We start from the raw sequence: 25,813 nt of genomic DNA, 5'->3' as shown, positions 1-25,813 counted from the left end.
CCCCCTGCTCAGTGCGGGAAGGCACGCGGTCGGCGCTGCCGGGGCAGTTCGTCCCGGAACCGCTCGATGACGGAGCTGATCTGCCGGGTGAGGACGGTCTTCTCCAGCAGGTCGAGATAGAGGTTGCGGCGGGCGAGACCGACGGCGTCCACGCAGAAGTACAGGGCCATCAGCGGATTGACGAACAGTTCGCTGTCGCGGGTCCGCTCGGTGAACCGGACGTCCCCGAAGTCGCCGCGCACGGCCGCCGCCACGGAACCGTTGACGATGCTCGGATACTCCGGCGTGCACCGCTGGGCGTGGGCCACCGCGTCCAGGTACAGGGCGCCCTCACGGCTGTCGCGCGGCAGCGAGAACGCGCCCAGATAGGCGCCGTCCCGGTCGAGCGCCGCCAGGTTCTCCAGGACCAGCGCGTGGTTGACGCCGTGGTAGGCGTCCACGCCGAAGCCGAGGCACGCCACCAGCCGGTCCGGGACCTCGTCCAGACCGGCGACGGCACCGAGGCTCGCCATGTCCTCCTCCGGAGTCCCGAGCCCGTGCTCGTCCCCACGCATCAGGATGTCGGTGCCGCCGTCCACCAGCACGATCGCGTCCACACCGCCGAGACGGTCCAGGAGCGCGCGGTAGGCGTCCCTGAGCGGCGCCACACCCGTACGGGAGAAGGCGTACACCGTGGCGGGCATCCCGTGCAGGTCGAGCCACCGGGCGAGGGTGCGCTCGGGGAAGTAGTCGCCGCGGGAGGCGGTGTCGGGGCCGATGGCGGCGACGTCCTGCTCCACCCAGACGTCCAGGTCGAGGCCGAAGAGATCGGCGAACGAGAGATTGGCGAGGTGGACCTCCTTGCCCGCCGAGCGCAGGGCGAGGGCCAGCGGCAGACCGGCGTAGACGTCGAAACCGCCGCCGGCACCGGCGACGAGGACACGCCGGGCGTCGTTCAGACGGGTGAAGAACGCGGGCTCGTGGAGGGAGAACACCGGTGGAAGCTAGCAGGGCCACCGGCCCCGGGGCCCGGGATGTGCCGACGGCCGGTCACGGCGGGCGTCGGCCGGAGGGCACCGGAGAACCGCGGACCTCGGATTTCCCCGCGAACGACGGTGACGAAGGGCCACACCTGCGGTTACCGTACCGGGCAGTAACCGGAGCGTATCCAGGAGGCACCCATGCCGCAGCTCGAAGTCGCCGGAGCGAGCCTGACGTACGACGACGAGGGCCCCCGCGACGGCGACGGGGTGCCCCTGGTGTTCGTCCACGGCTGGACGGCGAACCGCCACCGCTGGGACCACCAGCTCGCCCACTTCTCCGAGAAGCGCCGGGTGATCCGGCTGGATCTGCGCGGGCACGGCGAGAGCACCGGCGCCGGGGTGCGCACCATCGCGGAACTGGCCGACGACGTCCTCGCGCTCCTCGACCATCTGGAGGTCGAGCGGTTCGTCCTCGTCGGCCACTCCATGGGCGGCATGATCTCCCAGACCGTCGCCCTCGCCCACCCCGACCGCGTGGAGCGCCTGGTGCTGGTCAACTCCATCAGCCGGATGACCTACAGCCGCGGCCGGGGCCTGCTCATGGCCGTCTCCACCCGGGTGCCGTTCAAGCTGTTCGTCGCCGCCAACATCCAGCGCGCCTTCGCCCCCGGCTACCCGCGCGAGGAGATCCGCGCGTACATCCGCGCCTCCTCGGCGACCCCGCGCGAGGTCGTCATGACCCTGTACGGCGCCATGCGCGCCTTCGACGTCCTGGACCGGCTCGGCGAGATCCGCGTCCCCACCCTCCTCGTCCACGGCTACCACGACATCCAGCTGCCCGTCTCCCAGATGCTGCGCATGGCGAAGGCCTGTCCGGACGCCGAGGTGCGCATCCTGGACGCCGGCCACGAGCTCCCCGTCGAGAAGCCGGCCGAACTGACCGCCACGCTGGACCGCTTCCTCACCGGCGCCCGCGTCTGACGCCGGGCCTCGCCGCCCGCACCCCGGGCGGCGAGGCCCGCCACCCGTACGGCCGGGCTCAGACCGCCGGACGCGACCGCGACGTCCTCCGGCCCAGCAGAACGCCGAGCGACCGCAGCCACCGCAGTACGGCACCGACCACGGCCCTCGTCCTCGACAGCCGGCCGATGTCCTCGGCGAGGGACAGCGCGGCCCCCGTCCACGCGAAGCCGAAGGACCACACGGACAGCCACTCGCACAGGTAGAGGGGCGTGACCGGCCAGTCGTCGCCGACCCCGGTGGCGGCCGCCACGCCGGCGAACCCCATGAAGACGAGGATCAGCACACCGGCCACCCGATAGGGGCGCCGGACGTACGACCGGTCCTTGATGCCGGGCGCCCAGTACATCAGCAGGCAGAACCCGGCCATCGAGGTCAACAGCCCGACGGCGAAGACCAGATGGAACACCGAGACCGTCAGCTGCCCGGAGTCCGCGCCGGAACCGGGTGCCGTCGGGAAGAGGGCGACACCGAGCGCGCAGCACCCGGCGACCGTCCCCATCACGTCGTTCATCCGGTTGAAGCGGTAGATGATCAGGAAGGTCCCGAGGGCGCAGAGGCTGCCGACGAAGACGTCCCGGGTACTCGTGTGGTACGCGCCGCTCATCGAACCGGGCCACACGTCGTCCCCGGTACGGCCGTCGAGCAGCGCGGCGATCCAGTTGCCGAGCGGCAGCGCCAGGGGCAGCAGGACACCGATGATCCCGACCCCCAGGCGCAGCCGCATGACCGTGCGCGCGTCCTGATCCCGCTGTGCTGTCGCCACCCTGTCCCGCAGGGGCACGGTGACGGTTCCGTCCGTGCTCACCGAGCACCTCCTCACCGAAACGCGCCAGGCGAAGGTGTGCCCCCGACGCCCGCCACCGGACGATGACCGGAAGTCGTCGAACATAAACCCGAACACGGTCGGTGAGTGAGGCTCCCTCAAGTGAGGTTCCCTCAGGGGGCCAACTGCCCCTCGGCGGCGGCCAGTACCTCCGTCACCCGCAGACCGAACGCCGCGTCGCACGGATGTGGCCGGCCGCCGAGCGCCGCGGCCAGCAGGGCGTCACCGGCCCGCACCAGAGCCGGCACGACACCCCCCTCGTCCGACGAGGGCAGGGCGGTCGCCCCGGCCCGGCCCCGGAACTCGGCGGTCGCCCCCGAGGCCGCGGGCGGCGCGGACAGACTGAGCGTCACCGTGCTCGACGCCCCACCGGCGTGGGCGAGGACCAGATGGACCGTGTCCTTCGCCCCGCGCACGGCGGTGACCTCCTCCACGTCCCCGAGCACGGGCAGCAGCACCGACAGGGCGTGCGGGCCCACGTCCCACAGGGCACCCTTCTCCCGCCGCCACGGCGACGCCGCGAACGGACTGTCGCTGTCGCCGTCGAACAGCGAGCCCAGCCACTCCGCGCGGCCCGTGAACCAGCCGCCGGCGTCGGCCTGTTCGGTGATCCACGCCTCGATCGCGGTCTGGAAGCGGGCGGTGAAGAAGACCACCGAGGCCACCCCGGCCCGCTCGACGGCCTCGACGACGGCCCGCCCCTCGGTGACGTCCGTGGCGAGCGGCTTGTCGAGCAGCAGATGACAGCCCGCCCGCGCGGCCCGCACCGCCAGCGGCGCCTGGACCGACGGCGGCAGGGCGACGGCGACCGCGTCCACATCGGCGAACAGCGCGTCCACGTCCTCGTACACCGGCAGCCCGCCGTGCCGGTCGGCGAGCGCCTTGGCCGCCTCCGGGCGCCGGCCCCACACCCCGGCGAAGTCCAGCTCCGTGTGCGCGCTCAGCGCGGGGGCGTACGCCATCTCCGCCCACGGCCCTGTTCCGAGCAGTCCGATACGCATGCCGTTGTCTCTCCTCGACGCGATGTGATCCGTGCCCCCGACCGCCCGGTGACCCGGTGCCTCAGGGCAGTGCCTGCTCGGTCCAGATGGTCTTGCCGGTGGGGGAGTAGCGGGTGCCCCAGCGCTGGGTGAGCTGGGCGATCAGATAGAGGCCGCGTCCGCCCTCGTCGGTCGTCGCCGCGTACCGCAGGTGCGGGGAGGTGTGACTGCTGTCCGTGACCTCGCAGATCAGATTGCGGTCGTGGATCATCCGCACGCGGATGGGGCCGCTGCCGTACCGGATGGCGTTGGTGACCAGTTCGCTGAGGATCAGCTCCGTGGTGAACACCAGGTCGTCCAGCCCCCATTCGGCGAGCTTCCGCGTGGCGTCCGCGCGGCACCGGCCGACGGCCGCCGGGTCGGCGGGCACCTCCCAGTCGACGACCCGGCCGCTGTCCAGCGCCCGCGTACGGGCGACGATCAGCGCGATGTCGTCGCTCGCCCGGCTCGGCGGCAGCGCGTCGAGCACGGCCCGGCACGTGCCCTGCGGGGAGGTGTCGGGGCCGGTCAGCGCGGTGCGCAGCAGCTCCAGACCGTCGTCGATGTCCCGGCCCCGGTCCTCGACCAGCCCGTCGGTGTACAGCACCAGCCGACTGCCCTCGGCGAGGTCCAGGTCGGCCGTCTCGAACGGCAGACCGCCGAGCCCGAGCGGGGGACCGGCCGGTACGTCCGGGAAGTCGACGCGGCCGTCGGGCCGGGCCACCGCGAGCGGCGGGTGACCGGCCCGGGCGACGGTGCAGCACCGCGACACCGGGTCGTAGATCGCGTACAGACAGGTGGCGCCGGTGATCGGGGCCGAGCCGTCCTCCGCCTCGTCCTGGTCGATGCGGCTGACCATCTCGTCGAGCAGCCCGAGGATCTCGTCGGGCGGCAGGTCCAGCGCGGAGAAGTTGTGCACGGCGGTCCGCAGCCGCCCCATCGTGGCCGCCGCGTGCAGCCCGTGCCCGACGACGTCACCGACGACGACCGCGACCCGGCTGCCCGACAGCGGCAGCACGTCGAACCAGTCGCCGCCCACCCCGGCCTGCGCGGGCAGATACCGGTAGGCGACCTCCAGCGCGCTCTGCTCGGGCAGACTGCGCGGCAGCAGGCTCCGCTGCAACGTCACGGCCATGGTGTGCTCGCGGGTGTAGCGTCGCGCGTTGTCGATGGAGACCGCCGCCCGTGCGACGAGCTCCTCGGCGAGGGCCAGCTCCTCCTGGTCGAACGGCTCCGGCTTCTGAGAGCGCCAGAAGGTGGCGACGCCCATCACCAGGGGGCCCACGCGCAGCGGCACGGTGATGAGCGAGTGGATGCCGTACTCGACGACCTGCGCCGACCGCTCCAGGTCCTGCGCCTGCCAGCCGGGCGACCTGCTGAGGTCGGTCTCCAGGATCGAGTGGCCGCTCTCGATGCTGAGGGCCTGCGGGGACGACGCGACCAGGTCGATCTTCTCGCCCACCTTGTACAGGGGCGCGTCCTTGCGGATGCCGCCGAGCGCCGTGCGCCGCAGGGTGGTGACCGCCTCCGGTTCCTCACCGCTGAGGGCCGCAGGGGCCAGGTCCACCGTCACGAAGTCCGCGAACCGGGGGACGGCCACCTCGGCCAGCTCCTCGGCGGTACGGGTCACGTCCAGGCTGGTGCCGACGCCCACCCCGGCGTCGTACAGCAGCTTCAGACGGCCCCGAGCGGACTCCGCCCGGCCCGACAGGGCGCGCAGCTCGGTGGAGTCCCGGAGCGTGGCGACACTGCCCGACGGCTCGCCCTGGAGATCGGTGGGCCGCTGGTTGACCGCGAGCAGCCGGTCGCCCACCAGATGCACCTCGTCGTTGGCGATCCGGCCCGAGGCCAGCAGATCCGCCATGGGCGCCTCCAGGCCCAGGGCCGAGACGTCCTGCCCCTCGGCGTTCTCCGGCAGGTCCAGCAGGCGGTGCGCCTCGTCGTTGGCGAGGAGCAACCGGCCCCCGCCGCCGACGATCATCACGCCCTCCCGCACGGCGTGCAGCACGGCGTCGTGGTGCTCGTACATGCGGGTCATCTCGGAGGGGCCGAGGCCATGGGTCTGCCGCAGCAGCCGCTTGCTGACCAGCGCCGTGCCCGCCGTGGCGAGGGCGAGCGCGGCGGCCGCGGCGGCCAGCACGAGGGGCAGCTGCTGCTCGGCGACCCCGCCCACCTTCTCCGTGGTGATCCCGGCCGAGACCAGGCCCACGACCTTCCCGTCCGGGTCCTTGACCGGCACGACGGCCTGGACGAGCGGCCCGAGGGTCCCCGTGATCTCCTCCGTGAAGGACTCGCCCTCCAGCGCCGGTTCGAGGGTGCCGACGAACTGCTTGCCGATACGGTCGGGCTTCGGATGGGTGTAGCGGATCCCGTCGGTGTTCATCACGACGATGAAGTCCACCCCGGACTGGATCCGCGCGGCCTCCGCCCTCGGCTGGAGCACCGCCGTCGGATCGCTGGAACTCAGTGCCTCCCGGGTGCCCGGCGCGTTGGCGAACGTCTCGGCGACGGCGAGCGAACGGTTCTTGGCTTCCTTGGTGCTGTCGTGCCGTACCTGGAGGACCAGCGCCACCACGGCCGACACGACCAGCACCAGCACGATCACGACCTGCAGCAGGAACACCTGCCCGGCGACACTGCGCCCGCTCAGCGCCGACCGCAGCCCCGCGAGAGGCCGCCAGCGGGCTCCTTGGCCATCGGCGGCGGATCCGTGCGGTACGCGCCGGGCGCCGTCGTCCCGGCCCTGCTCGCGCTGACCATGGGGGCGGCGGGTCGACTGAGCACGGGATCGACCCAGGAGACGGACCATGTGCCCATGTCTACACTGCCCCGCGCCCGGAGGCGAGAGGGGGTCACGCCCTGTGACAGGCGGTGCCGCCGCCCGTACGGCCAGGAAGCGCCCCACGCGGCCCCGAACGCCTCCGACAGGCCGATTCCCATGAGTTTCCTGTGAATCCGTGAGTCGCTTGAACACCCCGGCCTCCGGCTCCGTATAAGGCCGGGGTTTTATATGCCCGGACCGACCACGACGTTGTAGGAGTCACCGTGGGACGCACCACCAGGCGCAGACGCCCGACAGGAGCACGGCGTGCGACCTCCGCCGCGATCGCGCTGATCTTGGGCGGAGGCGGGCTCGTGGCCGCGAACGTCTACGCGTCGGCCACCGAGGACGGCGGTGGCGAGGAGTCCGGCCAGTGGGCCAACTCCGCTGCCGCGACGATCGACTGCCCGGATGTCGGCAGTGAGCTGACCGACGTGCCCGAGGGCGCGCGGGGGGACGTGGACAACGAACTCGCCGCGCTCGACCGGCAGATAGCCGAGGCGTACCAGCGGCTGCAGAACTCCGCGCAGGCCCAGCAGCAGGACGGCGGGTTCGCGGAGAACGCCATCATGAACCCGCTGAAGGAGAAGCGGGCCGCGACGATCGAGCGCATCGCGATCGCCGTCGACCGCGTCGGGGACCGCCCCGAGGGGCTCGACTCGCTCGCCTCCTGCACGTTGCGCGAGACCGGCAACGACAACGGGGGCGACCAGAACGGCGGCGACCAGAACGGCGACGGCGCCGGCCAGGACCAGGGCGACCAGCAGGGCCAGCAAGGCCAGCAGGGCAACGGCGGTCAGGCGGGCAACGGCCCGGTGGCCGCGGACTTCGCCGACATCACCTCCGTCCAGCCGGGCGGGCAGGGCGGGGTCCAGGGGCAGAACGCCTCCCGCGGCTCCTTCACCACCGCCTGCGGGGTGAACACGAACGGCGTGTTCAACTCGGACAACGTCATCGTCGCCCCCGGCGTCAGCAACGGCGCCCACCACTTCCACGACTACGTCGGCAACCAGGCCAACAACGCCTTCGCCAGCGACGAGGACCTCGCGGCCGCCGAGACCAGCTGCGAGAACCAGGACGACAAGTCCTCCTACTTCTGGCCGGTGCTGCGTCTGCAGAACGGCACCGTCGAGCAGGACGCCAACTCGCCCGGCGGCGGCATCGAGGGCAACGCCGGTGAGATCGTCACCCCCAAGCAGGTCACCATGACCTTCGTGGGCAGCCCGCAGGGCGAGGTCGCCGAGATGCCGCGGCTGCTGCGCATCATCACCGGTGACGCCAAGGCGTTCGTCAACGGCCCGGCCAACGCCAACGCCTCGTGGAGCTGCACCGGGTTCGAGGACCGGCAGCTGAAGGACAAGTACCCGCTCTGCCCGGACGGCAGCGACGTCGTGCGCACCTTCAAGTTCCAGAGCTGCTGGGACGGCCGCAACATCGACAGCGCCAACCACCGCACGCACGTGGCCTTCGCCGCCGCCGACGGCAGCTGCCCCGGCGGTTTCCGGGCCATTCCGCAGCTCGTCCAGCGCATCGTCTACGACGTCGACGCGCCGAGCCTCCAGGACGGCGGCCGTACGACCCCGCTGTTCGCGGTGGACTCCTTCCCCGAGCAGGTCCACAAGCCGATCACCGACCACGGTGACTTCATCAACGTCTTCGACGAGGGCCTGATGCGCGAGATGGTCGACTGCATCAACGAGGGCCGCGAGTGCGACGCGGCGGACCTCGGCGGCGACCAGGGCGACGGTGACGGTGGCGACCAGGGCAATGGCGGCGGCGACCAGGGTGGCGACGGCGGCGGCGATCAGGGTCAGGACCAGGAGCAGCCCGGCGGTGACCAGGGCGACGGCGGCGACCAGAACCAGGACGGTGGCCAGGACCAAGGTCAGGACCAGGACCAGGGCCAGGGCCAGGAACAGCCGGGCGACCAGGAGGGCCAGAACCAGGACCAGGGCCAGGAGCAGCCGGGCGACCAGGAGGGCCAGAACCAGGGTCAGGACCAGGACAAGGGGCAGGGTCAGAACCAGGGCGAGGACGGCGACGCGGGCGAGCCCACGGACAAGGCCGACGCGCCCAAGACCTTCGCCTCGCCCAAGGCGACCCAGCGCGAGCGCGACAAGGACGCCGGGCAGAGCGGGGGCGACGGCAAGGGTGACGAGGCCGCAGACCAGACTCCGGCCGGGAACATCCCCTCGGCGGCGGGCGCGGGCCAGGCCGGCTCCCAGGGTTCCGAGGGATCCTCGGGCTCCCAGTCGGCCGCGGGCGACCTCGCCGACACCGGCGCCGAGATGTGGCCGGCCGCACTCGGCGGTGTCCTCGCGCTCTGCGGTGTCGTCCTGCTCCGCCGTGTACGGCGCGGAGTGATCCGATGAAGCCGCGGAGCCGCTGACGCACCGCCACCCCTCCGCCATCCGGACGCAGTCCCCAGCGGACGGTCACCTCGGCGGACCGGGCGTGGCCGCGGAGTACCGGCCGGGCCGGGGACTGCGGGGCATCAACCGAAGAGGCCCTCGCCCTCGGCGGATCCGTCTCGCACGGCCCGGCCGACGGCGGCGGCTTCGCCCTGAGCTTCGAGCTGCCGCTGCCGCTGCCGCTGCCGCTGCCATGACGGCACGGGTGCTCCTGGCCGACGACGCCCTGTTGCTCACCGTCCGGCCGGGCGCCTCACCAACGGTCAAGGAGGCGAGCCGCACGGTAGACGTCAGGTCAGAGGTCTCCGCGCGGCTCCGCCCAGATGTCCGGAGGGACGGTTCCCATCGTGCGGCCGTGGTGGTCCAGGAGGCGGCCCAGCAGCTTCTCGTGCCGCATGGTGATCACCCGTTCGACGATGTCGAGGTACGGATGAGCGGCGGCCAGGTGCGTTTCAAAGCGATCACCCCCGAACTCGGCGACACACCAGGCCTCTTCCAGCTGTACACCCCTTCCGATCGGGACCTGGCGGAAAGCCTCGTCCGCAGGGCCGAGGCGGCCGGGTTCAAGGGCATCGTCGTCACCCTCGACACATGGGTGGCCGGCTGGCGTCCGCGCGATCTCGCCACAGGCAACTTCCCCCAGCTGCGCGGGCACTGCCTGACCAACTGCACCACCGACCCGGTCTTCCGGTCCCGGTTGACCCGCACACCGGAGGAGGATCCCCGAGCGGCCGTCGCACAGTGGGTCGAGGTCTTCGGCAACCCCCTCACCTGGGACGATCTGCCGTGGCTGCGCTCACTCACCGGCCTCCCACTGATCGTCAAGGGCATCTGTCACCCCGAGGACGCCCGGCGCGCCAAGGACAGCGGTGTGCGGCATCCACTGCTCCCACCACGGCGGCCGGCAATCCAACGGCGGCCTCCCCGCCCTGGAAGCACTGCCCGCTGTCGTCGAGGCCGCTGACGGGCTGCCTGTCCTGTTCGACTCCGGCATCCGCAGCGGAGCCGACATTGTCAAGGCCATCGCCCTGGGTGCCACCGCCGTCGGCACCGGTCGGCCCTACGTCTACGGCCTCGCCCTCGGCGGCACCGACGGCATCGTTCACGTGCTGCGCTCACTGCTCGCCGAAGCTGACCGCAGGGCACTCGCGAACAGCGCTCCGGTGATGGCGATCGAGGAGGACTTGTCGGCGTCGTCGCCGGCGCCGGCCAGGGCGGCGGTGGAGGCGGCGTAGACGGCTCCGAGTCCGGCGCCGAGCAGCAGACTGGCCACGATCAGCGTCAGCATGTCGAAAGCGATGGCGGCGCCGATGAATCCCGCGGCGGCCAGGGCCAGCCCGCCTCGGGCCAACCGGACGCGTCCGGGGCGGGCGGCGCGGTGGGCGAGCAGGGGGGTGGTGATCGCGACCGCCGTCAGCTGGCTGGCGGCGACGAGTCCGGCGCTGGTGCTGGACAGGTCGAAGCGGTCGGCGAAGTCGTCCACGAAGACGGGCATCACGTTACTGCCGCTGCTGCCGAGCGTGACTCCGGCGATCAGGGCAGCGGCGACGGTGAACGTCAGTGCGCTGTCGCTGTTCGTCTTCACTGAATGCCCCTTGCACGGAAGGCCGCCTGGCAGGCGGGCGTGGGAGCGGGAGGGAAGGGGAGCATCGTCGAACCTCGGAACTGGTGGGCGGTCGGGTGCCGTGTCCAGCACTGGAGCGGCGAAGGGAGCCTCCGGGCACAGGGAACCGGCCGAGGCTCGGGAGCGGGCAGATGCCGGGTGGCACCAGGGCCGGGTGCGCGGTGTGCGCCGAAGGCTTGGCCCGGCCCGACGGCCACCGGGTGATGGCGGCTCGGCACCGGCGCGTCAGTGGTACCCGGGCCTGGGCGGTCAGGCATTGACCTTCCGCAGCAGACGGGTCGGGAGCCGGGCCAGCAGGTATGCGACGACGGTCCAGGGCACTCGGGGCACTGTCGCGTGGACGGCGCCGGACTCGATGCGGTCCATGATCTTGCGGGCGCCCGTGCGGGTGTCGATGAGGAACGGCCTTTTGTCGCCCAGGGCTTCGTTGATCGGGGTGTCGATGTAGCCGGGGGCGACCGTGGTCACGGTGATGCCGCTGTTCCACAGCTCGCCTCGCAGCGACTGAAGGTACCTCGTGAGCCCTGCCTTGGAGGCGCAGTACGGCGCCCCGCCCGGCAGGCCCGCCCCGGCCACGACGGAGCTGAAGCCCACCACCTGCCCGCCGCCCGTGCTGCGGAAGTGTGCGACGGCCGCGTCGATGGTCGCCATCGCACCCAGCAGATTGACCTCGACCACCGTGCGGTGCGCCGCGAAGCGGCCCTCCCCGATGTTGCCCCCCATGTCGACCCCTGCGTTGGCGATGACCATTCCGAGGCCGCCGAACTGCCGGGCCGCGTCGTCGATCGTCCGCGCCACGGCCTCGTGCTCGGTCACGTCGAGGGCGGCCACGGTCACCGAACGCTGCGGGAAGGCGGCGGTGAGCTGTGCCCGCAGTTCTTCCAGGAGCTCGATTCTGCGCGCGGTGAGGTACACGTCGTAGCCGCGGGCGCACAGCTCGGCTGCGAGCGCCTTGCCGATGCCCGAACTGGCACCGGTCAGGAACGCGGTTCTCGCGGGCAGCGGGGGCCGGCCCGGGTCGACGAAGGGCAGCTTTCCGAGCAGGCGGCGCGTGGTGGGCAGTTGGGTGGCTGTCATGCGCTGTCCTTCGTGGAGGGTTCGGAGAGGGGGCGACGACCCCGTCGCCAGCATGGCCACTCGTCCAAAAGCTGTCAACGGTGGTGACACCCTTGATGACACCACAGTTAGCACCATTGTTGACACCAATGGATCCGCAAGCCAGAGTGAGGTCGCCGAAGCTCGACATGTCCATGCGATGAAGGGGCTCAGTAATGCGCAATGAAGTGGGTGGATGGCTGCTGGGAGCCGCCGCGGCGGGCGCCGGGGCGGCGTGGCTGTGGCGCCACCAGGACGAGGTGATGACCCGCCGCCCGGTCAATGAGTGGACGTTCACCCACATGAATCTCCTCATGCCCACCGAAGACGTCCGCCGCGGCGGGGAGGTGTTCCCCCTGCCCCGGCGACCGCGCCCCCTGGAAGTGACCTACGGCTTCGAGGGGCAGGAGCGGAGCCTTGCCGAACTGCACACTCGAACGAACACCACCTCCTTCGTCGTGCTGCATGGTGGCGAGATCGTCCACGAGTCGTATCCGGGGTACTTCGCCGGCGGCGACGTACGGTTCCAGATGTTCTCGATGACCAAGTCGGTGACGTCGATGCTGATCGGGATCGCCCTCGACGAGGGGGTGATCAAGGATGTGGCCGACCCGGTGACGGTGTACTGCAGGGACCTGGTGGGCTCCGCCTTCGACGGGGTGAGCATCGAGCATCTGCTCGACATGAGCAGCGGGGTGGGTGACCTGGTGGAGGACCACACCGTTCGGGACAGTCTGATCAACCGGTTCACCAAGGCCGCCACAGGGGGCGGCTCACTGCACGAGGTGGTGTCCGCGGCCGAGCGTTCGACCGAGGCCGGCACACAGTTCAGCTACTCGACGATCGACACCCAGCTCCTGGGATGGGTGCTGGAGTCCGCCACCGGCCACTCCCTCGCGCAGTACGCCACGGAGCGCCTCTGGAGCCGCATCGGCGCGGAGCGCGACGCGTACTACTGGCTCACCCGAAAGCATCCGCGTACCGCGATCGGCGGCGGCTCGCTCAATGCCACCGCCCGCGACATCGCCCGGCTGGGGCTGCTGATGTCCCGTGGCGGAGAACTGGACGGGCAGCGCATCGTGCCCGGGGAATGGGTGGCGCGCAGCCGGGGTCGCGGGGTGCCGCACCTGGAGGTCGGCGCGCTGGGCCCCAGCGGTTACCCGCATTACGGGTACAGCAACCAGTGGTGGACACTCGGCGGCGAGCGACGTCCGTTCACCGCGGTCGGGATCCACGGCCAGTACCTGTATGTGGACCCGGACGCCGACGTGGTGATCGTCAAGACCAGCGCGTGGCCGACGGCGGACGACCCCTCACGTGACGCGGAGTCCGTCACGGCACTGGGGGCGGTGGCCGACCAGCTGCGGGATGACCACCGTTGACAACGCCGTCGATAAGATGACGGCCATGACACGCGCGAAGACCAACGCGGCAGGAACCACTCCCGCGCGGCGGAAGCAGCGTCCGGCATCCTTCCTCACCGCGGATCTGATCCTGGACACCGCGATGGCCGTGATCGAGAGGGACGGTCCGGAGGCGCTCACCTTCCGTCGGCTGGGCACCGAACTGGGCGCCGACCACACAGCCGTCCTGCGGTACTTCCGCGGCAAGGACGAGTTGCTGCTCGGCCTGGCCGCCCGGCTGGTCAGCGATGCCCTGCACGACTTCGCACCGTCGGAAAGCTGGCGCGAGACCCTCGCGTCGCTCGCCCGACGGATCCGCGCCGCATGCCTGCAGCACCCGGGTGTGGCCGTCCTGGTCGCGGCCCGCACCTCGCGGCGCGAGCCGGAGTTCCAGGGTGCCGACGTGGTCATCGGTGCCCTGCTCGAGGCCGGCTTCCAGGGACGCGAAGCGGCCTCGTACTACCGGGTCCTGGCTGAAATGGCACTCGCCGCCAGCGCCTTCGAGGCTTCCTTCAACGTGCTGGACAAGGCCGCTCAGGAAGGCGACCGGCTGGCCTGGCGCCGCGAGTACCTGGCGGCCTCGCCACAGCGGTACCCGAACCTGGCACAGGTCGCCCCCCATCTCGCGGAAATCGACGAAGAGGACCAGTTCGAGACCGCGCTCGGCCTGCTCCTCGACGCTGTGGAGCTCCGCGCGCAGCGCGCCCGCGCAGCCCGCGCAGAAGGAAGCGAACACACGGAGAACTGACGCCTCGTCGGTCAGCTGTAGGAGGTCGTTTCCTCCCGTTGTTTCATCCCGGAATCTGGTGTTTGGTCTGTGCTGTCGGGTCGCGCCAGGAGATGGTGCTCTCGCTGGTGATACGGCGGGCCATCAGGTCGGTCATGGCAATGTGGATCACGGCTTCGGAGCGGGTGGGCAGGGTCTCGTGGTCGCGGGCCGAGCGGCGGTGCAGCATGAGCCAGCCATAGGTCCGCTCGACCGCCCACCGCTTCGGTATCGGGGTGAAACCCCTGGCCCCGGGGGCACGAGCGGTGATTTCCATGTCGATGCCGAGGCTTCCTGCTCAAGCGCACCGCACCCGAGCGGCTCATCGACGCCGTCCGCGCGGTGACCTCCGGGGACACCATGCTGGACCCGTCGGTGACCGCGCCCTGGTCGAACGCTTCGTACCCCACGGCGACGGCGACGGCGGGGGTCCCGCTTCGCTGAACATCGCCGAGTCGACCGTGAAGACCCGCGGCGCGCCCCCTTCGACGGGACGGCCCCCTTGTGGGCCCTCCTGGCCCCCGGCGCCCTTCTGGCCTGCGGCGGCGACCGTGGCCGTCGTCCACGCGGCCCCCGCGCGCCGGGTGCCCGACCCCGCGGCGACACCGCTCGACGGCCCGCTCCCGGAGCCCTCCGGCAGGCCACCGGGCTGACGCGGCCCGCGACGGGCGATCACCCCGGAGCGTTGCCCCGCCGGTGGTCACGAAAGGTCAACGATCTTCACCGAGCGACCGGAATCGGCTGTCGCGCCATCTGGTTTCAGCCGTACACTGACAATTCGTAGGCATGCGGGTGTAGTTGACGGGGGGATCCGACATGTCCGGAGACCAGTACGGTCCATACGGAACGAGAAACCAGGACGGCTGGAGCCGCAGCTATGTGGTGCCACCGATGCCGTCCGCGCCGCCGCCCGGTCCGGCCGACCCCTGGCGCGCCATCGGCGTGGGGCTGCTCAACCTCAGCGGCCTCGGCCTCGGTTACGCCCTCGTGCGCCGGCCCCTGCTGACGCTGCTGTGCTGGGTGGCCACCGGCATCCTGCTCTTCACGGTGCTGCCGGCCGACCCCGACGGCGTGTCCGGCACGACCCTCGTCGTCTACGGCCTGTTCCTCGTCCTCACGGCCGTCCACGGCGCCATGGTCGGCCTGCGCAACCGGCTGGTGTGGCCCGCGCAGTCGCCGCTCGCGATCGCGCTCGGCGTCCTGCTCCTCGGCGTACCCGTCGCCGGCTCCCTGCTGTACGAGAGCGCGCGGGAGGAGGCCACCGAGCAGATGCTCCTGGACCGCCTCGACACCGCCGACGACCTCGTGCGCAAGGCCTCCGGCGAGTCCTTCAGCACCACCCAGTCCGAGTACCGCAGGGCGCTGAGCGCCTACGACGACCTCAGCACCGACCACCCCGACTCGCGGGCGGCCGAGAAGGTCCCGGACCGGCTGAAGACGTTCTACACGACGGTCGGCGCGCCCTACGAGGAGCAGGAGTACTGCGACGCGATCGCCCCGCTCGAATACCTGCGCACGGTCCCACAGACCCTGAGCAAGAAGGACGTCGGCTCCCTGGCCACCTGGCCCGACGACCGGCTCGCGACGTCCCTGTACGAGTGCGCCTCCGGCACCCTCGCGAGCGGCACGGGCGACTGGACCGACCACTTCCGCGACCTGCTGAACGAGTTCCCCGACTCGGAGCAGGCGGCGAAGGTCGAGCCCGACGTCAAGACGGCCGTCGACAAGGCGATCAAGGCCGTCGGCGGCGACGACCCGTGCAACGCCGTGCAGCAGCTGGAGTCCCTCAGCCTCCAGGTCAAGGGCCTGCCCGGCGAGAAGGCGGGCGTCGACAAGGCCCTCGCCGACGACGCCGCCCGCGCCGACCGTTCCGCCTCCACCGGTGTCTACACCTGCGGCGTGTCCCAGTACGAGGACGGTGAGTTCGCCGACGCGGTGACCTCGATGAACGACTTCGTCAAGGCCAACAAGAAGCACAAGAACGCGCCCCGGGCGAAGAAGATCGCGATCGCCGCCGAGATCGCGCAGGAAGTGCCGGCGGCGGGCAAGAAGCTGCCCACGACCCGTACGGGCGGCAGCATCACCGTCACGGTGAAGAACGACAGCCCCGACGAGATCCAGGTCATGTACACCGGCCCGGTGACCGGCACCTTCACCCTGAAGGGCTGCGGCGGCTGCACCAGCTACGACTGGAGCCGCACCATCGACCGCAACTTCAAGCCGTGCAGCGGCGGCAAGAAGTACCCGCAGCGCACGATCACCCTCCCGGTCGGCACCACGTACTTCCTGCACAAGCCGAAGGGCGGCACCTCCTCCAGCCCCGCCTCGGACACCGCCAAGCTGCAGTCGGGCTACATCTACACCGAGTGCGCCTACGTGACCACGGGTCTCGGCATCAACTCGTGAGACGACGAGCGCGGTCGGGCGGCAGACCGGACGGCCGGCAGGGGCGGACTCAGCCCCTGCGGCCCTCCAGCCACCCGGCCACGTCGTCGAGGTCCTTCGTGGAGGCGCCCGGCACGGCCGCCTCACGGGTGGCCGCGTGGATGGCGGCGACGACCAGCCCCGCCTCGCGCATCTTGGCGATCTGCTCGGGGCTCTTGATCTGCACCATGAGGTCCTGCGCTCTCCGTCTTCTCCGCCTACGGGCGTCCACTGTGCCGCTGGGCCCGTCCGGCGCCCACGGCTCGTCGTTCTGGGGGTTGCCTACACAACAGTACGGCCGCGGCGCCCCTGACGGGCACCGCGGCCGACGTACCGCTGACGGCTACTGGCCGTCGTCCTCGCGCTTCAGCGCGTCCATCGCGCGCTGGGTGACCTCTTCCACCTTGCCGAGCGCCGAGATCGTCACCACGAGGCCCTGGGCCTTGTAGTAGTCGATGATCGGCTCGGTCTGGGTGTGGTAGACCTCCAGGCGCTTGCGGACGGTCTCCTCGGAGTCGTCGTCGCGCTGGTAGAGCTCGCCGCCGCAGACGTCGCACACGCCGTCCTGCTGGGGCTGCTTGTACGTGACGTGGAAGACGTGCGCCGAGTCGTTCCGGCAGATGCGGCGGCCGGCGATCCGCTTGACGACCTCGTCCTCCGGGACCTCGAGGTCCAGCACCGCGTCCAGGGTCATGGACTCTTCCCGGAGCGTCACGTCCAGCGCCTCGGCCTGCGAGACGTTGCGCGGGAAGCCGTCGAGCAGGAAGCCGCCCACGGCGTCCGGCTGCTCCATGCGGTCCTTGGCCATGGCGATGGTGACCTCGTCCGGCACCAGTTCGCCCTTGTCCATGTAGGACTTCGCGAGTTTGCCGAGCTCCGTCTGCTTGCTGATGTTGGCCCGGAACAGGTCGCCCGTGGAGATGTGCGGGATGGACAGGTTGTTGGCGAGGAACGCGGCCTGCGTTCCCTTGCCCGCACCCGGCGGCCCGACGAGGACGATTCGCATCAGCGGAGGAACCCTTCGTAATTGCGCTGCTGGAGCTGGCTCTCGATCTGCTTCACCGTCTCCAGACCCACACCCACGATGATGAGGATGCTGGTACCGCCGAACGGGAAGTTCTGGTTTGCCCCGAAACCAGCCAACGCCATTGTCGGGACGAGAGCGATCAGACCCAAGTACAGCGAACCCGGCCAGGTGATCCGGTTGAGCACATAGGAGAGGTACTCAGCGGTCGGTCGGCCAGCCCGGATGCCCGGGATGAAGCCACCATACTTCTTCATGTTGTCCGCGACTTCCTCGGGGTTGAACGAGATGGCCACGTAGAAGAAGGCGAAGAAGACGATCAGGAAGAAGTAGATCGTGATGTGCACGGGCGCGTCCGGTTGCGCCAGGTTCTTCGTGACCCAGGCGGCCCAGCCGGCCGTCGATCCGGAGAACTGGACGATCAGCGCCGGGATGTAGAGCAGCGACGACGCGAAGATGACGGGGATCACACCCGCCTGGTTCACCTTCAGCGGGATGTACGTCGAGGTACCGCCGTAGGACCGGCGGCCGATCATGCGCTTCGCGTACTGCACCGGGATGCGGCGCTGGGCCTGCTCGACGAAGACCACCAGGGCGACCATGACGAAGCCGACCGCGATGACGGTGGCGAACTCGATCCAGCCGTCCGCCAGGGAGCCCTGCTCCTTGATGGCCCACAGCGCGGCCGGGAAGGTGGCGGCGATCGAGATGAACATCAGGATCGACATGCCGTTGCCGATGCCGCGGTCGGTGATCAGCTCACCGAGCCACATGACGAGCGCCGTGCCGGCGGTCATCGTGATGACCATGACGATGGTGGTGTAGATCGACGGGTCCGGCACGACCTGCTGGGCCTGCGGGCAGTTCGGGAAGAGCGAACCGCTGCGGGCCGTGGCGACCAGGCCGGTGCCCTGAAGGATCGCGAGCGCCACGGTCAGGTACCGCGTGTACTGCGTGATCTTCGCCGTACCGGACTGACCCTCCTTCTTGAGGGCCTCGAGGCGCGGGATCACCACGGTCAGCAGCTGCAGGATGATGCTCGCGGTGATGTACGGCATGATGCCGAGCGCGAAGATCGTGATCTGCAGCAGCGCACCACCACTGAACATGTTGACCAGACCGAAGAGGCCAGAGTTGGACTTCTGCGCATCGATGCAGGTCTGGACAGCGGTGTAGTCGATACCGGGGATCGGGACGTGCGTGCCGATCCGGTAGATCACGATGATGCCGAGCGTGAAGAGCAGCTTCTTGCGCAGGTCGGGCGTCTTGAACGCCCGGGCGAACGCGGTGAGCACGGTTCCTCCTGCGACCCCCGCGACGCGCGCGGTAGGGACTAGTCGTTTCAACAGGGCCCGGTGGGCCGAACGATGTTTTCTACCACCCCGACACCGAACGGCTTTCCTCGCGCGGGCACAGGTGGACCTCACGGACTCTAACAGTGCCTGTGCAGCCAGGTGAAGTTCGCTTGCGCGGCGAGCAATTCGCGGTCACCCGCCGTCCACCGGATCCCGTCACGCGTTCGAACTCCGCACACCGGACGGGATCTTCCGCCGAGCGTCTCCCCCTGTCACCGACCGCGGCGACGAACCGGAGGAAACGGCGCAGATCGCGCACCGGACTCCGTACTCGCCGCGCGGAGAGCTACCGCACAGTCACCACGGTGTACGACGAATCCTCGTCCGCCGGAGTTCCCCGCGGGACAACGCCGGGAGCGCCGACCGCGGCCATTTCGCGCCGGGTGAACGCCGAAGGCCGAGCGGCTCCCCCCGTGAGGGGAACCACCCGGCCTTCGTACGTGCTGCGCGGCGCGGCCGCCCGGGCTCAGATGAGCTCGGTGACGCTGCCGCCGGCGGCGGTGATCTTCTCCTTGGCGGAGCCGGAGACGGCGTCGACCGTCACCTGCAGCGCCACGGAGATCTCGCCCTGGCCGAGGACCTTGACGAGGCTGTTCTTGCGAACGGCACCCTTGGCCACCAGACCCTCGACGGTGACCTCGCCACCCTCGGGGTAGAGCGCGGCCAGCTTGTCGAGGTTCACGACCTGGAACTCGGTCTTGAACGGGTTCTTGAAGCCCTTCAGCTTCGGGAGACGCATGTGGAGGGGCATCTGGCCACCCTCGAAGCGCTCCGGAACCTGGTAGCGGGCCTTGGTGCCCTTGGTACCACGACCGGCCGTCTTACCCTTCGAGGCCTCACCACGACCGACACGGGTCTTGGCGGTCTTGGCACCCGGGGCGGGACGGAGGTTGTGGATCTTGAGCGGGTTGTTCTCCGCCATGATCAGTCGACCTCCTCGACCGTCACGAGGTGGCGGACGGTGTGCACCATGCCGCGGAACTCGGGGCGGTCCTCCTTGACGACCTGCGTGTTGATGCCCTTGAGACCAAGGGAGCGCAGGGTGTCACGGTGGTTCTGCTTGCTGCCGATGTAGGACTTGACCTGCGTGATCTTGAGCTGCGCCATGATCACACACCCGCCCCGGCACGCGCACGGAGCAGAGCCGCGGGGGCGACGTCCTCGAGGGGCAGACCACGGCGGGCCGCGATCTCCTCGGGACGCTGCAGGCCCTTCAGGGCCTCCACGGTCGCGTGCACGATGTTGATCGCGTTGTCGGAGCCGAGCGACTTCGACAGCACGTCGTGGATACCGGCGCACTCGAGCACGGCGCGCACCGGGCCACCGGCGATAACACCGGTACCGGGGGACGCGGGCTTGAGCAGCACGACGCCGGCAGCCTTCTCACCCTGGATGGGGTGCGGGATGGTGCCCTGGATACGGGGGACCTTGAAGAAGTGCTTCTTGGCCTCCTCAACACCCTTGGCGATGGCGGCCGGCACCTCCTTGGCCTTGCCGTAACCGACACCCACGGTGCCGTCACCGTCGCCCACCACGACCAGCGCGGTGAAGCTGAAGCGACGACCACCCTTCACAACCTTGGCGACGCGGTTGATCGCGACGACGCGCTCAACGTACGCGGTCTTCTCGGCGGCAGCTGCGCCGCCGTCACGGCCCTTCCGGTCCCGCCGCTCGCCGCCACCGGCACCGCCACCGCGGCGCTGGGGTCCAGCCATTGGATTTACCTCTCTCTTTCCGCTAGCTACGCAGCGAGCTCAGAACTTGAGCCCGGCCTCGCGGGCGGCGTCGGCCAGGGCCGCGATGCGACCCGCGTACCGGTTACCACCACGGTCGAACACGACGGACTCGACACCGGCGGCCTTGGCGCGCTCGGCGACCAGGGCGCCGACCTTGCCGGCCTGCGCCGACTTGTCCTCGTCGCCGCCACGGATGGACGAGTCCAGGGTGGACGCCGACGCAAGGGTGTGACCCTTGAGGTCGTCGATCACCTGGGCCACGATGTGGCGGTTCGAGCGGGTCACGACCAGGCGGGGACGCTCAGCCGTACCGTTGACCTTCTTACGGATACGGATGTGGCGCCGCTTGATGGCAGCACGCTTGTAAGCGTCGCCCTTAGCGATCTTCGTGCCGTATGCCATGGCTTACTTACCCGCCTTTCCGACCTTGCGGCGGATGACTTCGCCCTCGTACTTGACGCCCTTGGCCTTGTACGGGTCGGGCTTGCGCAGCTTGCGGATGTTGGCCGCAACCTCGCCGACCTTCTGCTTGTCGATGCCCTCGACCTGGAAGCGGGTCGGGGTCTCCACCTTGAAGGTGATGCCCTCGGGCGCCTCGACGGTGATCGGGTGGCTGTAGCCGAGCGCGAACTCGAGGTTCGAACCCTTGGCCTGCACGCGGTAACCGACACCGCTGATCTCGAGCTTCTTCACGTAACCCTGGGTCACGCCGGTGATCATGTTCGCCACCAGCGTGCGGGACAGGCCGTGCAGGGCCTTGCTCTGACGCTCGTCGTTGGGGCGGGTGACGTTCAGAACGCCGTCCTCACCCTTGGCGATCTCGATCGGCGCCACGACGGTGTGGGTCAGCGTGCCCTTGGGGCCCTTGACCGAGACCGTCTGGCCGTCGATGGTGACGTCCACGCCGGCGGGAACCGTGATGGGGAGCTTGCCAATACGCGACATAGCTGTTTCCTCCGTTCCCTTCCGCTACCAGACGTAGGCGAGGACTTCTCCGCCTACGCCCTTCTTGCCGGCCTGCTTGTCGGTGAGGAGCCCGTGGGACGTGGAGATGATCGCCACGCCGAGACCGCCGAGCACCTTCGGCAGGTTGGTGGACTTCGCGTACACCCGGAGACCGGGCTTGGAGATCCGCTTGATGCCCGCGATGGAGCGCTCACGGTTGGGGCCGAACTTCAGCTCCAGGACGAGGTTCTTGCCGACCTCGGCGTCCTCGACCTTCCAGCCCGTGATGAAGCCCTCCTGCTGGAGGATCTCCGCGATGTGAGACTTGATCTTCGATGCCGGCATCGTCACGGAGTCGTGGTATGCCGAGTTCGCGTTCCGCAGACGCGTAAGCATGTCTGCGATCGGATCAGTCATGGTCATGAATTGGCCTTCGGCCTCTCTCGCCGGGGTTTCCAGGTGCCCATCCCTCTCCTCGATCCGAGACGAGGCGGGTGCGGTGCGGTGGACCTACGGCGTAGTAAGTCGTACGGGCGACCATCAGGCGCCCAACCCTCCCAGCCTAAGCCATGGAGGGGAGGGCGCCTGACACGCCCAGTGCTTACCGAGAGCTTCCGGAATCCCTAAAAGGTGGGATTACCAGGAGCTCTTGGTCACGCCCGGCAGCTCGCCACGGTGAGCCATCTCACGGAGGCACACGCGGCACAGGCCGAACTTGCGGTACACGGAGTGCGGACGGCCACACCGCTGGCAGCGGGTGTAGCCGCGCACGGCGAACTTCGGCTTGCGGGCAGCCTTCGCGATCAGAGCCTTCTTCGCCATCTCGCTCACGCCTCCTTGAAGGGGAAGCCGAGGTGACGAAGGAGCGCGCGGCCCTCAGCGTCGTTGGTCGCCGTGGTCACCACGGTGATGTCCATACCCCGGGTGCGGTCGATCTTGTCCTGGTCGATCTCGTGGAACATGACCTGCTCGGTGAGACCGAAGGTGTAGTTGCCACGGCCGTCGAACTGCTTGGGGGACAGACCACGGAAGTCGCGGATGCGCGGGAGCGCGAGCGACAGGGTGCGGTCCAGGAACTCCCACATGCGGTCGCCACGGAGCGTGACGTGGGCACCGATCGGCTGGCCCTCACGCAGCTTGAACTGCGCGATGGACTTGCGGGCCTTGGTGACGGCCGGCTTCTGACCGGTGATCGTGGTGAGGTCGCGGATGGCGCCCTCGATCAGCTTGGAGTCGCGGGCGGCGTCGCCCACACCCATGTTGACCACGATCTTGACGAGGCCGGGGATCTGCATGACGTTCTCGTACTGGAACTCGTCACGCAGCTTGCCCGCGATCTCCTCGCGGTACTTCGTCTTCAGACGCGGAGTGGTGGTGGTAGCCATCAGATGTCCTCACCCGTCCGCTTGGCAACGCGGATCTTGTTGCCCTCGTCGTCGAAGCGGTAACCGACGCGGGTCACGACCTTGTTGCCGTCCTTCTCCACGACCAGCTGGACGTTGGAGACGTGGATCGGCGCCTCGGTGGTGACGATGCCGCCGGCCTGCGAACCGCGAGCCGTCGGACCGGCCTTGGTGTGCTTCTTGACCCGGTTGACACCCTCGACCAGGACGCGGTCCTCGCGGGGGAAGGCCGCGATGACCTTGCCCTGCTTGCCCTTGTCCTTACCGGTGATGACCTGGACCAGGTCGCCCTTCTTGATCTTCATGCTTACAGCACCTCCGGCGCGAGCGAGATGATCTTCATGAACTTCTTCTCGCGCAGCTCACGGCCGACGGGGCCGAAGATACGGGTGCCGCGAGGGTCGCCGTCGTTCTTCAGAATGACGGCGGCGTTCTCGTCGAAGCGGATGTACGAGCCGTCCGGACGGCGGCGCTCCTTGACGGTGCGAACGATGACCGCCTTGACGACGTCACCCTTCTTCACGTTGCCACCGGGGATCGCGTCCTTGACGGTGGCGACGATGACGTCACCGATGCCCGCGTAGCGGCGACCGGAGCCACCGAGCACACGGATGCAAAGGATTTCCTTCGCACCAGTGTTGTCGGCGACGCGCAGTCGCGACTCCTGCTGGATCACGTCTATCTCCTGATTGTCTGCCGGTTCCCTCCGGGAGTTGACCGGAGAGCCTGGCGGAACCGTCCTGCGGATTTGCCCCGCAGGAATTACTTGCGCCTCTTCGGGCGAGAACCCACGCCGGGGTCCGGGACGGAGCCCCGGCGGGGGTCAGCGGGGGCGGGGCCCCCGCTTGATTACTTCGCCTTCTCGAGGATCTCGACGACGCGCCAGTGCTTCGTGGCGGACAGCGGCCGGGTCTCCATCAGGAGGACACGGTCGCCGACGCCGGCGGCGTTCTGCTCGTCGTGCGCCTTGAGCTTGCTCGTGCTGCGGATGACCTTGCCGTACAGGGCGTGCTTCTTGCGGTCCTCGACGGCGACGACGACGGTCTTGTCCATCTTGTCGCTGACGACGATGCCCTCACGGGTCTTGCGGAAGCCCCGCGCCTCAGTGTTCGTCTCAGTCACGTTGTTCTCGCTCATCAGGCGTTCTCCACCGTTTCGATGCCCAGCTCACGCTCGCGCATCAGGGTGTAGATCCGCGCGATGTCCTTGCGGACCGCCTTCAGACGGCCGTGGTTCTCGAGCTGTCCGGTCGCCGCCTGGAAGCGGAGGTTGAACAGCTCTTCCTTGGCCTCGCGGAGCTTCGCCAGAAGCTCCTCGTTGCCCAGCTCGCGCAGCTCGGACGCCTTGGTACCGGCCGACATCACGCTTCACCTGCCTCGCGCTTGACGATCCGGCACTTCATCGGCAGCTTGTGGGCGGCGCGAGTCAGGGCCTCACGGGCGATCTTCTCGTTGGGGTACGACAGCTCGAACATCACGCGTCCGGGCTTGACGTTGGCGATCCACCACTCCGGGGAGCCCTTACCGGAACCCATGCGGGTCTCGGCGGGCTTCTTGGTGAGGGGACGGTCCGGGTAGATGTTGATCCAGACCTTGCCACCACGCTTGATGTGACGCGTCATGGCGATACGAGCGGCCTCGATCTGGCGGTTCGTCACATACGCCGGGGTGAGCGCCTGGATGCCGTACTCGCCGAACGCAACCTGCGTGCCACCCTTGGCAGCGCCGTTGCGCTTGGGGTGGTGCTGCTTGCGGTGCTTGACCCTACGGGGGATCAGCATGTCGGTCAGGCCTCCGTTCCGGTGCTCTCAGCCGGAGCGGCGACGGGAGCCTCGGCCTTGGGGGCCTCGGCGCCGGCAGCCTGCTGCGGCTTGCGACCGCGCCGCTCGCCACCGCGGCCACCACGGGCCGGGCGGTCGGCACCACCGCGGGCCGGGCGGTTACCCGCACGGGCAGCGGCGTTCTCGGCGCGGACCTCGGCGATGTTCTTGACGTCGCCCTTGTAGATCCAGACCTTCACGCCGATGCGGCCGAAGGTCGTCTTGGCCTCGAAGAAGCCGTAGTCCACGTTCGCGCGGAGCGTGTGCAGGGGCACACGGCCCTCGCGGTAGAACTCCGAGCGGGACATCTCGGCGCCGCCGAGGCGGCCACCGCACTGGATCTTGATGCCCTTGGCGCCGGCCTTCATGGCGGACTGCATGCTCTTGCGCATGGCCCGACGGAAGGAGACGCGGGAGGACAGCTGCTCGGCGACGGCCTGAGCAACCAGCTGAGCGTCGGTCTCGGGGTTCTTGACCTCGAGGATGTTCAGCTGGACCTGCTTGCCCGTCAGCTTCTCCAGCTGACCGCGGATCTTGTCGGCCTCCGCACCACGGCGGCCGATGACGATGCCCGGACGCGCGGTGTGGATGTCCACGCGGACACGGTCACGGGTGCGCTCGATCTCCACCTTCGAGATACCGGCGCGCTCCATGCCGGACGTCAGCATCCGACGGATGGCGACGTCTTCCTTGACGTAGTCCTTGTACAGCTTGTCGGCGTACCACCGGGACTTGAAGTCCGTGGTGACACCGAGCCGGAACCCATGCGGGTTAACCTTCTGGCCCATTACCGGGTTCCTTCCTTGCTGCTGACGACCACGGTGATGTGGCTGGTCCGCTTGCGGATCCGGTAGGCACGGCCCTGGGCACGCGGCCGGAACCGCTTCAGGGTCGGACCCTCGTCGACGTACGCCTCGCTGATGAACAGCGAGTTGGCGTCCGTGTGGTCGTAGTTGTGCGCGGCGTTGGCAATGGCGCTGTCGAGCACCTTGCCGACGGGCACGGAGGCGGCCTGCGGAGCGAATCGCAGGACCGCCTGAGCCTCCGTGGCGTCCATGCCACGGATAAGGTCCACCACGCGGCGGGCCTTCATGGGCGTGACGCGGATGTACCGCGCCTGGGCCCTGGCTTCCATGGTTGTCCCTTCAGTTACTTACGTG

General features: G+C 69.5%; 28 protein-coding genes and 2 pseudogenes. 6 read left to right on the top strand and 24 right to left on the bottom strand.

Annotation, left to right across the window (positions count from 1 at the left end; genetic code table 11):
* Positions 1-8: 8 nt before the first annotated feature.
* Complete coding sequence (locus AOK23_RS00560) at positions 9-974, bottom strand: DUF1152 domain-containing protein (protein ID WP_055710761.1); 966 nt, start codon at positions 972-974, stop codon at positions 9-11.
* A gap of 186 nt (positions 975-1,160) precedes the next feature.
* Between AOK23_RS00560 and AOK23_RS00555 the strand changes: the two genes are divergently transcribed.
* The gene (locus AOK23_RS00555) at positions 1,161-1,943 is read left to right on the top strand and encodes an alpha/beta fold hydrolase (RefSeq protein ID WP_055710760.1); all 783 of its coding nucleotides are present in this window, start codon (positions 1,161-1,163) and stop codon (positions 1,941-1,943) included.
* Between the two features lie 58 nt (positions 1,944-2,001).
* Here AOK23_RS00555 and AOK23_RS00550 read toward each other — a convergent pair whose 3' ends face one another.
* The 3 genes from AOK23_RS00550 to AOK23_RS00540 all read right to left on the bottom strand — a co-directional run bounded on the left by AOK23_RS00550 (position 2,002) and on the right by AOK23_RS00540 (position 6,636).
* Complete coding sequence (locus AOK23_RS00550) at positions 2,002-2,790, bottom strand: hypothetical protein (protein ID WP_055710759.1); 789 nt, start codon at positions 2,788-2,790, stop codon at positions 2,002-2,004.
* Positions 2,791-2,921: 131 nt separating this feature from the next.
* Positions 2,922-3,809: a Gfo/Idh/MocA family protein gene (locus tag AOK23_RS00545; RefSeq protein ID WP_055710758.1), complete on the bottom strand. Its 888-nt coding sequence runs from the start codon at positions 3,807-3,809 to the stop codon at positions 2,922-2,924.
* Between the two features lie 61 nt (positions 3,810-3,870).
* On the bottom strand, positions 3,871-6,636 hold the full coding sequence (locus AOK23_RS00540; RefSeq protein WP_206336090.1) for a SpoIIE family protein phosphatase: 2,766 nt from the start codon (positions 6,634-6,636) through the stop codon (positions 3,871-3,873).
* 326 nt (positions 6,637-6,962) lie between these two features.
* On the opposite strand from AOK23_RS00540, the gene AOK23_RS00535 reads away from it, so the two are divergent.
* Together AOK23_RS00535 and AOK23_RS00530 are read left to right on the top strand one after the other, a co-directional pair.
* Positions 6,963-9,020 carry a DUF1996 domain-containing protein gene (locus tag AOK23_RS00535; RefSeq protein WP_055710757.1) on the top strand — a complete coding sequence of 686 codons (2,058 nt, stop codon included), beginning with the start codon at positions 6,963-6,965 and terminating at the stop codon, positions 9,018-9,020.
* Positions 9,021-9,519: 499 nt separating this feature from the next.
* Positions 9,520-10,294: pseudogene (locus tag AOK23_RS00530) on the top strand (alpha-hydroxy-acid oxidizing protein); the annotation flags it as partial.
* A gap of 638 nt (positions 10,295-10,932) precedes the next feature.
* Here the strand turns inward: AOK23_RS00530 and AOK23_RS00520 are convergent.
* Positions 10,933-11,760, bottom strand: a complete 828-nt coding sequence (locus tag AOK23_RS00520) for an SDR family NAD(P)-dependent oxidoreductase (RefSeq protein ID WP_055710755.1) — start codon at positions 11,758-11,760, stop codon at positions 10,933-10,935.
* A 194-nt stretch (positions 11,761-11,954) separates the two neighbouring features.
* Here AOK23_RS00520 and AOK23_RS00515 point away from each other — a divergent pair, with 194 nt between their 5' ends.
* Together AOK23_RS00515 and AOK23_RS00510 are read left to right on the top strand one after the other, a co-directional pair.
* On the top strand, positions 11,955-13,160 hold the full coding sequence (locus AOK23_RS00515; protein ID WP_055710754.1) for a serine hydrolase domain-containing protein: 1,206 nt from the start codon (positions 11,955-11,957) through the stop codon (positions 13,158-13,160).
* Positions 13,161-13,185: 25 nt separating this feature from the next.
* The gene (locus AOK23_RS00510) at positions 13,186-13,929 is read left to right on the top strand and encodes a TetR/AcrR family transcriptional regulator (RefSeq protein WP_063791271.1); all 744 of its coding nucleotides are present in this window, start codon (positions 13,186-13,188) and stop codon (positions 13,927-13,929) included.
* 43 nt (positions 13,930-13,972) lie between these two features.
* Here AOK23_RS00510 and AOK23_RS00505 read toward each other — a convergent pair.
* Positions 13,973-14,245, bottom strand: a pseudogene (locus AOK23_RS00505) (IS5 family transposase); the annotation flags it as partial.
* Between the two features lie 518 nt (positions 14,246-14,763).
* On the opposite strand from AOK23_RS00505, the gene AOK23_RS00500 reads away from it, so the two are divergent.
* A complete protein-coding gene (locus AOK23_RS00500) occupies positions 14,764-16,353 on the top strand; it encodes a hypothetical protein (RefSeq protein WP_420823676.1) in 1,590 nt (529 codons plus the stop codon).
* Between the two features lie 49 nt (positions 16,354-16,402).
* Here AOK23_RS00500 and AOK23_RS46430 read toward each other — a convergent pair whose 3' ends face one another.
* From AOK23_RS46430 to rplV, 18 genes are all read right to left on the bottom strand, one after another.
* On the bottom strand, positions 16,403-16,561 hold the full coding sequence (locus tag AOK23_RS46430) for a hypothetical protein (RefSeq protein WP_420823677.1): 159 nt from the start codon (positions 16,559-16,561) through the stop codon (positions 16,403-16,405).
* 153 nt (positions 16,562-16,714) lie between these two features.
* A complete protein-coding gene (locus tag AOK23_RS00495) occupies positions 16,715-17,377 on the bottom strand; it encodes an adenylate kinase (RefSeq protein ID WP_055710752.1) in 663 nt (220 codons plus the stop codon).
* The gene (secY, locus tag AOK23_RS00490; protein ID WP_055710751.1) at positions 17,377-18,690 is read right to left on the bottom strand and encodes a preprotein translocase subunit SecY; all 1,314 of its coding nucleotides are present in this window, start codon (positions 18,688-18,690) and stop codon (positions 17,377-17,379) included. Before secY ends, AOK23_RS00495 begins: the two co-directional genes overlap by 1 nt.
* A gap of 526 nt (positions 18,691-19,216) precedes the next feature.
* On the bottom strand, positions 19,217-19,672 hold the full coding sequence (rplO, locus tag AOK23_RS00485) for a 50S ribosomal protein L15 (RefSeq protein ID WP_055517269.1): 456 nt from the start codon (positions 19,670-19,672) through the stop codon (positions 19,217-19,219).
* 2 nt (positions 19,673-19,674) lie between these two features.
* On the bottom strand, positions 19,675-19,857 hold the full coding sequence (rpmD, locus tag AOK23_RS00480; RefSeq protein ID WP_003974250.1) for a 50S ribosomal protein L30: 183 nt from the start codon (positions 19,855-19,857) through the stop codon (positions 19,675-19,677).
* A gap of 2 nt (positions 19,858-19,859) precedes the next feature.
* Positions 19,860-20,465 carry a 30S ribosomal protein S5 gene (gene rpsE / locus AOK23_RS00475; protein WP_004984517.1) on the bottom strand — a complete coding sequence of 202 codons (606 nt, stop codon included), beginning with the start codon at positions 20,463-20,465 and terminating at the stop codon, positions 19,860-19,862.
* A 39-nt stretch (positions 20,466-20,504) separates the two neighbouring features.
* Positions 20,505-20,888, bottom strand: a complete 384-nt coding sequence (gene rplR, locus AOK23_RS00470; RefSeq protein ID WP_055517271.1) for a 50S ribosomal protein L18 — start codon at positions 20,886-20,888, stop codon at positions 20,505-20,507.
* Positions 20,889-20,891: 3 nt separating this feature from the next.
* The gene (rplF, locus tag AOK23_RS00465) at positions 20,892-21,431 is read right to left on the bottom strand and encodes a 50S ribosomal protein L6 (RefSeq protein ID WP_055517273.1); all 540 of its coding nucleotides are present in this window, start codon (positions 21,429-21,431) and stop codon (positions 20,892-20,894) included.
* A gap of 24 nt (positions 21,432-21,455) precedes the next feature.
* Entirely contained in the window at positions 21,456-21,854 is a 399-nt protein-coding gene (rpsH, locus tag AOK23_RS00460; RefSeq protein WP_007384075.1) for a 30S ribosomal protein S8, read from the bottom strand.
* Between the two features lie 213 nt (positions 21,855-22,067).
* The gene (locus AOK23_RS00455; RefSeq protein ID WP_049567381.1) at positions 22,068-22,253 is read right to left on the bottom strand and encodes a type Z 30S ribosomal protein S14; all 186 of its coding nucleotides are present in this window, start codon (positions 22,251-22,253) and stop codon (positions 22,068-22,070) included.
* Between the two features lie 5 nt (positions 22,254-22,258).
* On the bottom strand, positions 22,259-22,816 hold the full coding sequence (gene rplE, locus AOK23_RS00450) for a 50S ribosomal protein L5 (protein WP_055710750.1): 558 nt from the start codon (positions 22,814-22,816) through the stop codon (positions 22,259-22,261).
* A complete protein-coding gene (gene rplX, locus AOK23_RS00445) occupies positions 22,816-23,139 on the bottom strand; it encodes a 50S ribosomal protein L24 (RefSeq protein ID WP_003992365.1) in 324 nt (107 codons plus the stop codon). Before rplX ends, rplE begins: the two co-directional genes overlap by 1 nt.
* A 2-nt stretch (positions 23,140-23,141) precedes the next feature.
* The gene (rplN, locus tag AOK23_RS00440) at positions 23,142-23,510 is read right to left on the bottom strand and encodes a 50S ribosomal protein L14 (protein ID WP_003998823.1); all 369 of its coding nucleotides are present in this window, start codon (positions 23,508-23,510) and stop codon (positions 23,142-23,144) included.
* A 173-nt stretch (positions 23,511-23,683) separates the two neighbouring features.
* Positions 23,684-23,971: a 30S ribosomal protein S17 gene (gene rpsQ, locus AOK23_RS00435; RefSeq protein WP_006130775.1), complete on the bottom strand. Its 288-nt coding sequence runs from the start codon at positions 23,969-23,971 to the stop codon at positions 23,684-23,686.
* Complete coding sequence (gene rpmC, locus AOK23_RS00430) at positions 23,971-24,195, bottom strand: 50S ribosomal protein L29 (protein WP_007494763.1); 225 nt, start codon at positions 24,193-24,195, stop codon at positions 23,971-23,973. Before rpmC ends, rpsQ begins: the two co-directional genes overlap by 1 nt.
* The gene (rplP, locus tag AOK23_RS00425) at positions 24,195-24,614 is read right to left on the bottom strand and encodes a 50S ribosomal protein L16 (protein ID WP_055710749.1); all 420 of its coding nucleotides are present in this window, start codon (positions 24,612-24,614) and stop codon (positions 24,195-24,197) included. Before rplP ends, rpmC begins: the two co-directional genes overlap by 1 nt.
* Positions 24,615-24,619: 5 nt before the next feature.
* The gene (rpsC, locus tag AOK23_RS00420) at positions 24,620-25,441 is read right to left on the bottom strand and encodes a 30S ribosomal protein S3 (RefSeq protein ID WP_055710748.1); all 822 of its coding nucleotides are present in this window, start codon (positions 25,439-25,441) and stop codon (positions 24,620-24,622) included.
* Positions 25,441-25,788, bottom strand: a complete 348-nt coding sequence (rplV, locus tag AOK23_RS00415; RefSeq protein ID WP_055517281.1) for a 50S ribosomal protein L22 — start codon at positions 25,786-25,788, stop codon at positions 25,441-25,443. Before rplV ends, rpsC begins: the two co-directional genes overlap by 1 nt.
* Positions 25,789-25,813: the final 25 nt, after the last annotated feature.

Source organism: Streptomyces torulosus (assembly GCF_001419765.1).
GTDB lineage: Bacteria > Actinomycetota > Actinomycetes > Streptomycetales > Streptomycetaceae > Streptomyces > Streptomyces torulosus.
Note: the sequence above shows the minus strand (reverse complement) of the source record. Positions and strands in the feature narration are given on the sequence as shown.

What these genes read in the sequence shown, in the direction of transcription:
- AOK23_RS00555 (WP_055710760.1), top strand. Translation starts at nt 1,161, where the DNA reads ATGCCGCAGCTCGAAGTCGCCGGAGCGAGCCTGACGTACGACGACGAG.
- AOK23_RS00545 (WP_055710758.1), bottom strand. Translation starts at nt 3,809, where the DNA reads ATGCGTATCGGACTGCTCGGAACAGGGCCGTGGGCGGAGATGGCGTAC.
- AOK23_RS00540 (WP_206336090.1), bottom strand. Translation starts at nt 6,636, where the DNA reads ATGGTCCGTCTCCTGGGTCGATCCCGTGCTCAGTCGACCCGCCGCCCC.
- AOK23_RS00520 (WP_055710755.1), bottom strand. Translation starts at nt 11,760, where the DNA reads ATGACAGCCACCCAACTGCCCACCACGCGCCGCCTGCTCGGAAAGCTG.
- AOK23_RS00515 (WP_055710754.1), top strand. Translation starts at nt 11,955, where the DNA reads ATGCGCAATGAAGTGGGTGGATGGCTGCTGGGAGCCGCCGCGGCGGGC.
- AOK23_RS00510 (WP_063791271.1), top strand. Translation starts at nt 13,186, where the DNA reads ATGACACGCGCGAAGACCAACGCGGCAGGAACCACTCCCGCGCGGCGG.
- AOK23_RS00500 (WP_420823676.1), top strand. Translation starts at nt 14,764, where the DNA reads ATGTCCGGAGACCAGTACGGTCCATACGGAACGAGAAACCAGGACGGC.
- AOK23_RS46430 (WP_420823677.1), bottom strand. Translation starts at nt 16,561, where the DNA reads ATGGTGCAGATCAAGAGCCCCGAGCAGATCGCCAAGATGCGCGAGGCG.
- AOK23_RS00495 (WP_055710752.1), bottom strand. Translation starts at nt 17,377, where the DNA reads ATGCGAATCGTCCTCGTCGGGCCGCCGGGTGCGGGCAAGGGAACGCAG.
- rplO (WP_055517269.1), bottom strand. Translation starts at nt 19,672, where the DNA reads ATGGCGGAGAACAACCCGCTCAAGATCCACAACCTCCGTCCCGCCCCG.
- rpmD (WP_003974250.1), bottom strand. Translation starts at nt 19,857, where the DNA reads ATGGCGCAGCTCAAGATCACGCAGGTCAAGTCCTACATCGGCAGCAAG.
- rpsE (WP_004984517.1), bottom strand. Translation starts at nt 20,465, where the DNA reads ATGGCTGGACCCCAGCGCCGCGGTGGCGGTGCCGGTGGCGGCGAGCGG.
- rplR (WP_055517271.1), bottom strand. Translation starts at nt 20,888, where the DNA reads ATGGCATACGGCACGAAGATCGCTAAGGGCGACGCTTACAAGCGTGCT.
- rplF (WP_055517273.1), bottom strand. Translation starts at nt 21,431, where the DNA reads ATGTCGCGTATTGGCAAGCTCCCCATCACGGTTCCCGCCGGCGTGGAC.
- rpsH (WP_007384075.1), bottom strand. Translation starts at nt 21,854, where the DNA reads ATGACCATGACTGATCCGATCGCAGACATGCTTACGCGTCTGCGGAAC.
- AOK23_RS00455 (WP_049567381.1), bottom strand. Translation starts at nt 22,253, where the DNA reads ATGGCGAAGAAGGCTCTGATCGCGAAGGCTGCCCGCAAGCCGAAGTTC.
- rplE (WP_055710750.1), bottom strand. Translation starts at nt 22,816, where the DNA reads ATGGCTACCACCACCACTCCGCGTCTGAAGACGAAGTACCGCGAGGAG.
- rplX (WP_003992365.1), bottom strand. Translation starts at nt 23,139, where the DNA reads ATGAAGATCAAGAAGGGCGACCTGGTCCAGGTCATCACCGGTAAGGAC.
- rpsQ (WP_006130775.1), bottom strand. Translation starts at nt 23,971, where the DNA reads ATGAGCGAGAACAACGTGACTGAGACGAACACTGAGGCGCGGGGCTTC.
- rpmC (WP_007494763.1), bottom strand. Translation starts at nt 24,195, where the DNA reads ATGTCGGCCGGTACCAAGGCGTCCGAGCTGCGCGAGCTGGGCAACGAG.
- rplP (WP_055710749.1), bottom strand. Translation starts at nt 24,614, where the DNA reads ATGCTGATCCCCCGTAGGGTCAAGCACCGCAAGCAGCACCACCCCAAG.
- rpsC (WP_055710748.1), bottom strand. Translation starts at nt 25,441, where the DNA reads ATGGGCCAGAAGGTTAACCCGCATGGGTTCCGGCTCGGTGTCACCACG.
- rplV (WP_055517281.1), bottom strand. Translation starts at nt 25,788, where the DNA reads ATGGAAGCCAGGGCCCAGGCGCGGTACATCCGCGTCACGCCCATGAAG.